The sequence below is a fragment of the Streptomyces sp. DvalAA-14 genome, assembly GCF_900091855.1.
Lineage (GTDB): Bacteria > Actinomycetota > Actinomycetes > Streptomycetales > Streptomycetaceae > Actinacidiphila.
On the sequence record NZ_FMCH01000229.1, the window covers coordinates 1 to 5,898 of the forward strand.

General features: G+C 74.2%; 5 protein-coding genes and 1 pseudogene. 3 read left to right on the top strand and 3 right to left on the bottom strand.

Features of this window, described 5'->3' with window-relative positions; translation table 11 throughout:
* Window positions 1-964 (bottom strand): serine/threonine-protein kinase (locus GA0115240_RS12250; protein WP_141708811.1); only part of this gene is annotated, 964 nt, incomplete at its 3' end.
* A 110-nt stretch (window positions 965-1,074) separates the two neighbouring features.
* On the bottom strand, window positions 1,075-2,274 hold the full coding sequence (locus GA0115240_RS12255; RefSeq protein ID WP_093736712.1) for a hypothetical protein: 1,200 nt from the start codon (window positions 2,272-2,274) through the stop codon (window positions 1,075-1,077).
* Window positions 2,275-2,640: 366 nt separating this feature from the next.
* Here GA0115240_RS12255 and GA0115240_RS12260 point away from each other — a divergent pair, with 366 nt between their 5' ends.
* The 3 genes from GA0115240_RS12260 (at window position 2,641) to GA0115240_RS12270 (ending at window position 4,939) form a co-directional block, all read left to right on the top strand.
* Window positions 2,641-3,903, top strand: coding sequence for an AI-2E family transporter (locus tag GA0115240_RS12260; protein WP_093736713.1), 1,263 nt, complete (start codon window positions 2,641-2,643; stop codon window positions 3,901-3,903).
* A 210-nt stretch (window positions 3,904-4,113) separates the two neighbouring features.
* Window positions 4,114-4,332, top strand: coding sequence for a hypothetical protein (locus GA0115240_RS12265; protein ID WP_093736714.1), 219 nt, complete (start codon window positions 4,114-4,116; stop codon window positions 4,330-4,332).
* A gap of 160 nt (window positions 4,333-4,492) precedes the next feature.
* Window positions 4,493-4,939 (top strand): response regulator, encoded by a 447-nt coding sequence (locus GA0115240_RS12270; protein WP_093736715.1) that lies wholly within the window; start codon window positions 4,493-4,495, stop codon window positions 4,937-4,939.
* Between the two features lie 37 nt (window positions 4,940-4,976).
* Here the strand turns inward: GA0115240_RS12270 and GA0115240_RS12275 are convergent.
* A pseudogene (locus GA0115240_RS12275) lies at window positions 4,977-5,898 on the bottom strand (glycogen debranching enzyme); the annotation flags it as partial.

Genomic DNA, 5,898 nt, shown 5'->3' on the forward strand with positions numbered 1-5,898 from the left:
GGTCCGCGGGCGCGCCCGGACCGTCGGCGCCGGGAGGGCCGGCGGCAGGCCCGCCGGTGCCCGGGGCCGCCCGGTGGGCGTCCGCGCTGTTCGCCGGCGGCACCTCGACCTGCCGCAGCATGGCGGTCGCCTCGGCCGGGAGCCAGTCGCCCTCCGGCAGCTGGTGGACCGTCAGCCGGGACAGGAACTGCGCCGGGGTGGGCCGGTCGGCCGGGTCCTTGGCCAGGCACGCGGCGATCAGCGGGCGCAACTCGGCCGGGACGCCGGCCAGATCGGGCTCCTGGTGGACGACCCGGTAGTGCCGGGCCGCCGACGGCCCGTCGCCGAACGGGAACGCGCCGGCGGCCTGGCTGAGCACCACGCCCAGCGCGAACATGTCCACCTGGGGGGTGACCGCGCCGCCGGTGAGCTGCTCGGGCGCGAGATAGCCCGGCGTGCCGATCTGCAGCCCGGTCTGCGTCAGCGCGGTGCCGTCCAGGGCGCGCGCGATGCCGAAGTCGATGACGCGCGGGCCGTCCTCGGCCACGATGATGTTGGCCGGCTTCAGATCGCGGTGCATCACCCCGGCCCGGTGGATCGCCTCCAGCGCCTCGGCCAGACCGGCCGCCAGTACGGTGAGTGTGCCGACCGGCAGCGCCCCCACGTTCGACAGCACCGACTGCAGGGTCGGTCCCGGAACGAACGCGGTGACCAGCCAGGCCGGCCGGCCGTCCGGATCGGCGTCCACCACCGGCGCCGTATGGAAACCGCCGACCCTGCGGGCCGCGGCCACTTCGTCGGCGAAGCGGCGCCGGAAGCCGGGCTCGGTGCTCAGTTCGGGGCGCACCACCTTGACCGCTACCGCCCGGCCGGACAGTGAGCGGCCGAAGTACACCACGCCCATTCCGCCTTGGCCGAGCCGCCCGACCAGGCGGTAGCGGCCCTGTCCGACCGACGTCGGATCGCCTGCCTCCAGCGGTCTCATCGCGTCCCCCGTCCCCCCGTCCGTCACCGCCCCCAGTGACGGCAACTGCCTGTCGACGGGCGGCCGGCCGGCACCAGCGCCGCCCACCCGGCCGTCCGGCGCCGATCACCTCACGGCGCGGACCTCATCCGCCGCCGCGCGACCATCAGCACCAGGCCCGCCGCGAGCAGCGTGATGCCCCCGGTGAGGAAGGCAGCGCGGGGCGTGCCGTCGCCCGTCGCGGCCAGCCTATGGGGCTCGTCCACCGGTTGTACGGCCTTCCGCGCAGTCGCCGTGGAGGCCGGACTCGGTTCGGGGAGGCGGTTCGGGGCCGGGGTGGCGCTGACCGGACGTACGACCGGGACCACCGGCTGCGGGGCGGTGGCGGTCGGGCTCGGCGCCGCCGAGGGGGTCGGCTGCGGCACGACGATCGGCCGGCCGATTCCGCTCGGCGCCACCGGGTCGAGATACGGGTCGGGCGTACCGAGCGCCACGGTGCTCACCGTGCCGTTGGCGGCCGCGGCGAAGGCGATGGAGAAGCGCCCGTCGGCGCCGGTGACGCTCTTCTCGACCAGCGGCCGGCCGCCGATCGGGCGGTACTCCAACTGGACGGCGGCACCCGCGAGCGGCCGCGGGCCCTGGTCGGTGTCCCGCAGGTAGGCGCCGCGCGCGGTCACCGTCCACCCGGCGGCCGAGACCGGACCCAGCTGGTAGTCCACGGTCAGGTGGGCGGTGCTGGGGGTGGCGGTCACCGTCAGCTGCGCGCGGACCTCGTCGCCCCCGGTGCCGGCCACGCCCGCGGTGGGTCCGGTCGGGTCCGCGGCGCTGTGATGGACCGCCGCGATCGTGACGGTGTACGGACCCGGTACCGGCGTCCCGCCCGGGTCGGCCCGCTGGTCGACCACGGCGTTCTGCAGTTGGAAACGCCCCTGGGGATCGGTGGTGACGGTGCCCATCGCGACGCCGTCGGCCGGGTCGTCGTCCGACACCGGGTCACCGGTGGCCCCGGCGCCGATGCCGGTGGCGGTGCCGGTCCCCTTGTCGTTCCCGGTGCTTGCACCGGTGCTCGGCTGCGTGCCGGCGGCGGACTGCGCGAGGTCCACCGTCTCCCCGGCGGCGGGTTCGGCCGGGCCGCCCCAGCCGCGGTGGCGCAACAGCCGACCGGTGAGCGTCACCGTGCGGTGGTCGTAGTCGGTCGCCGCGGGTGTCGCGGTGAACTCGGTGAATGCGTAGACCCAGGTGCCGGGTCCGGGCGGCTCGGCGTGCGCGGCGGACACCCCCGGTACCGCTCCGAGCAGCACGAACAGCGCCAGCAGTATCAGCACGGCCACTGCCGGGCCGCGCCGGGCCGACCCCGGTCGGCGCACCGCTGAAGCGATGGGTGACACCGGTCCCCCTCCCCCTGACACCTGTTGGACCGCCGATCACTCATCAAGGTTGTGCCCGACGCGAGAGAAATCCGGATGATCCGGGCATGAACCAGCGCCCAACACGTGCTGCCATCGGCAGCCGCAGGGGTGCACGGGCGTACACCGAGAGGGTATCGGCCGACCGGCCGTACCTCGTGACGCGCCCCGAATCATCACCGTTGGTGCGGGTAGGCGTCGTTGCGACGCCGTGTCGGCGGGCGCGGGGCCCTTCTGGTGCCGCATCACGAACCGGCCCGCAGGGACCATCGTCGCGAGGGAGAAACCGCCATGTCCGAAACACCGGCCGATACGGCACCACCGTCCGGCGCGGCCCCGCACCTGTCCGATCCGCCGCAGGACCCGGCCGTGCGGCCGGTCGCGGACGGGGCGGCGGGCCCGGCCGCGGATCGCGCCCCGCGCAGTCCGGCCGGCGAGATCGCGCCCAATCCCGAGATCGACACGACCCCCGGCGCGGGCGCCGCGCAGCCGGCCGGGCGCTGGGTGCGAAGGCCGCTGGCACTGCCGTCCACCCAGCGCTCCTCCTGGTTCCGGATCGGCTTCGGCCTCGGGCTCGGCGCGATCCTGGCCTGGCTGCTGGTGCACACCGTGCTGCAGATCAGTGAGCTGCTGACGCTGCTGCTGCTCGCGGTCTTCATTGCCGTCAGCCTGGAGCCGGTCGTGGCCTGGCTGTGCCGGCTCGGGCTGCGCCGCGGCTGGTCGGTCGCCGCGGTGGTGGCCGGATTCGCCGGGCTGCTCGCCGGCTTCCTGGCGCTGGTCATCCCGCCGGTCACCGCCGCCGTCAGCGCGCTCACCGACGCGGTGCCGCGCTGGCGCAAGCAGCTGCACGACCACCACTCCACCCTCGGGCGGCTTGAGGACCACTACCACGTCATCGAGAAGGCGCAGGCACAACTCGGCTCCAGCGGCGCCTCGGTGGCCGGCGGGGTGTTCGGCGCGGGCCAGCTGGTGATCAGCGCCGTCACCTCGACCGTGATCGTCTTCACCGTCACCGTCTACGTGATGTCCGCGCTGCCGGCCATCAAGCGGTTCGGCTACCGCTTCGTGCCCGGCACCCGCAGGCCCAGGGTGGAGCAGGTCTCCGAGGAGATCCTCAGCCGGGTCGGCCGGTTCATGCTCGGCAACATCGCGACCTCCGCGATCGCCGGCCTGGCCACCTTCGTGTGGTGCGAGGTGATCGGCGTGCCGTATCCGGCCGCGCTCGGCTTCTTCGTGGCGCTGATGGACATGGTGCCGGTGATCGGCTCGACCGTCGGGGGAGTGGTGGTCAGCCTGGTGGCGCTGGCGGTGTCGCTGCCGGTGGCGCTGGCCACGGCCGGCTTCTACATCGGCTTCCGGATCGCCGAGGACTACCTGATCATGCCGCGCGCGATGAAGTACGCGGTGAATGTCCACCCGGTGGTCACGGTGGTCGCGGTGCTGGCCGGCGGCTCGCTGCTCGGCATCATCGGGGGCCTGGTCGCCATTCCGACCGCCGTCGCGCTGGGCATCGTGCTGGACGAGTACGTCTTCCCGCGCACCGACGCCTCCTGACGGGCCGACGGGCAGGGCAGGGCCGGGCCGGGAGCCCGGAGCCGGGTCCGTCGGCCCGCGCCTGTCGTCCGCGCATGTCGGCCGCGTATGTCGTCCGCGCCGGCTGTCCCCGCCGGTTTGCCGCCGCCACCCCGGGCAAGGCGGACCGGTAGAGCTCGCCCGTGTCCGCCTTCCTCGGACGCGGGCGGGCCCCCGACACAAGGAGGCCCGATGCGGATGACCCTGGGTGTGCTGCTGGCGCTGTGGGGCGCGTTCTTCGTCCTGTTCAGCCGCCGGGTGGCCCGCGGCCAGTACCCGCGCACCCGACTGGCCGCGACCGAGGCGCCGGCCGGCGGCGCCGGCCCGCACCGGATGACGACCGCGTTCACCGCCGGCGTCGGCGCGGCCCTGGCAGTGTGCGGCATCCTGCTGGCGGTGGGCGCCTTCTAGGCCCGCGGCGCCGGCGCCGGCGCCGCCCCCGTGGCGCCGCCGCTGACAACGCGTGTTGTCGCCCGCGCGCGGAGATCTCTAGGATTCGACACATGCCCCACCCCGGGCGCGCCCCCACGACGCGCCCGGGACCGTGTCCACGGAGACCAGGAGCCACCCGATGAACGCCCTCGACGAGACCCGCGCCTTCAGCGTTCTGCTGGTGGAGGACGACCCAGCCGACGCCCTGCTCATCGAGGACGCGCTGAGCGAGGGCGGCCTGGCCCGCTCGCTCACCCATGTGAGCGACGGCCTGGCCGCGCTCGACCACCTGCGGAACCCCGAGCACGAGCGCCCCGACCTGATCGTGCTGGATCTGAACATGCCGCGGATGAACGGCCGGGAACTGCTCGCCGTGCTGCGCGACGACGAGGAGCTCGGCTCGATCCCGGTGGTGGTGCTCACCACCTCGGCGGCGCCGGACGACATCACCGACGCCTACCGGAAGCACGCCAACGCCTACGTCACCAAGCCGGTCAACCTGGACGACTTCCTGCTGGCCGTGCAGCGGATCGACGCTTTCTTCCTGAACACCTCCGCGCCGCTGCCCCGCGGCAGCCGCCGCTGACCGCCGGCCGGCCTGCCCGCCCGGCGGTCAGCGGCGGTCAGCGGTCACCCGCGTCCGGCCCCGGTGCCCGCATGAGCACCCGGGTGCTCCGTGCCTCCACCTTGACCGTCTCCCCGGCGGCGTGCGCGGCGCCCGGAGCGCCCGCCGCGGCCGCGGTGTCCACCACGGCCTGCCAGTTCTCCCCGTAGGCCGCCTCGGGCAGGGTGAAAGCCACCTGCTCCCAGTGCGCGTTGAGCAGCACCAGGAACGAGTCGTCGCGCACGGCGTTGCCGAAGGCGTCCGGCTCGGAGATGGCGTCCCCGTTGAGGTGCACGGCCACCGCGTGCGCGTCGCCGCGCCGCCAGTCGTCGTCCGCCATCTCCCGGCCGTCCGGCCGCAGCCAGGTCAGCTCGGCGGTGCCCGGCGCGGCGTCGCGGTCGTGGCCGCGCAGGAAGCGGCGGCGGCGGAAGACGGGGTGTTCGCGGCGCAGGGTGATGAGGCGTTTGGTGAAGTCGAGCAGGTCCTGTTGTTCGGCGGTGAGGTTCCAGTCGGTCCAGGAGGTCTCGTTGTCCTGGCAGTAGGCGTTGTTGTTGCCGTGCTGGGTGCGGCCGATCTCGTCGCCGTGGGAGATCATCGGCACGCCCTGGGAGATGAGCAGGGTGGTGAGCAGGTTGCGCTGCTGGCGGGCGCGCAGGGCCAGGACCGCCGGGTCGTCGGTGTCGCCCTCCGCGCCGCTGTTCCAGGACCGGTTGTGGCTCTCGCCGTCGCGGTTGTCCTCGCCGTTGGCCTCGTTGTGCTTGTCGTTGTACGACACCAGGTCGCGCAGCGTGAAACCGTCATGGGCGGTGACGAAGTTGACGCCCGCGCGCGGCCGGCGGAAGTCCCCCTGGTACAGGTCGGACGAGCCGGTCAGCCGGGAGGCGAACTCCGGCAGCGTGCCCTCCTCGGCCCGCCAGAAGTCCCGCACGCTGTCCCGGTAC

Bases quoted from the DNA above. Each gene is read 5' to 3' on its own strand.
- GA0115240_RS12260 (WP_093736713.1), top strand. From the start codon at position 2,641: ATGTCCGAAACACCGGCCGATACGGCACCACCGTCCGGCGCGGCCCCG.
- GA0115240_RS12265 (WP_093736714.1), top strand. From the start codon at position 4,114: ATGCGGATGACCCTGGGTGTGCTGCTGGCGCTGTGGGGCGCGTTCTTC.
- GA0115240_RS12270 (WP_093736715.1), top strand. From the start codon at position 4,493: ATGAACGCCCTCGACGAGACCCGCGCCTTCAGCGTTCTGCTGGTGGAG.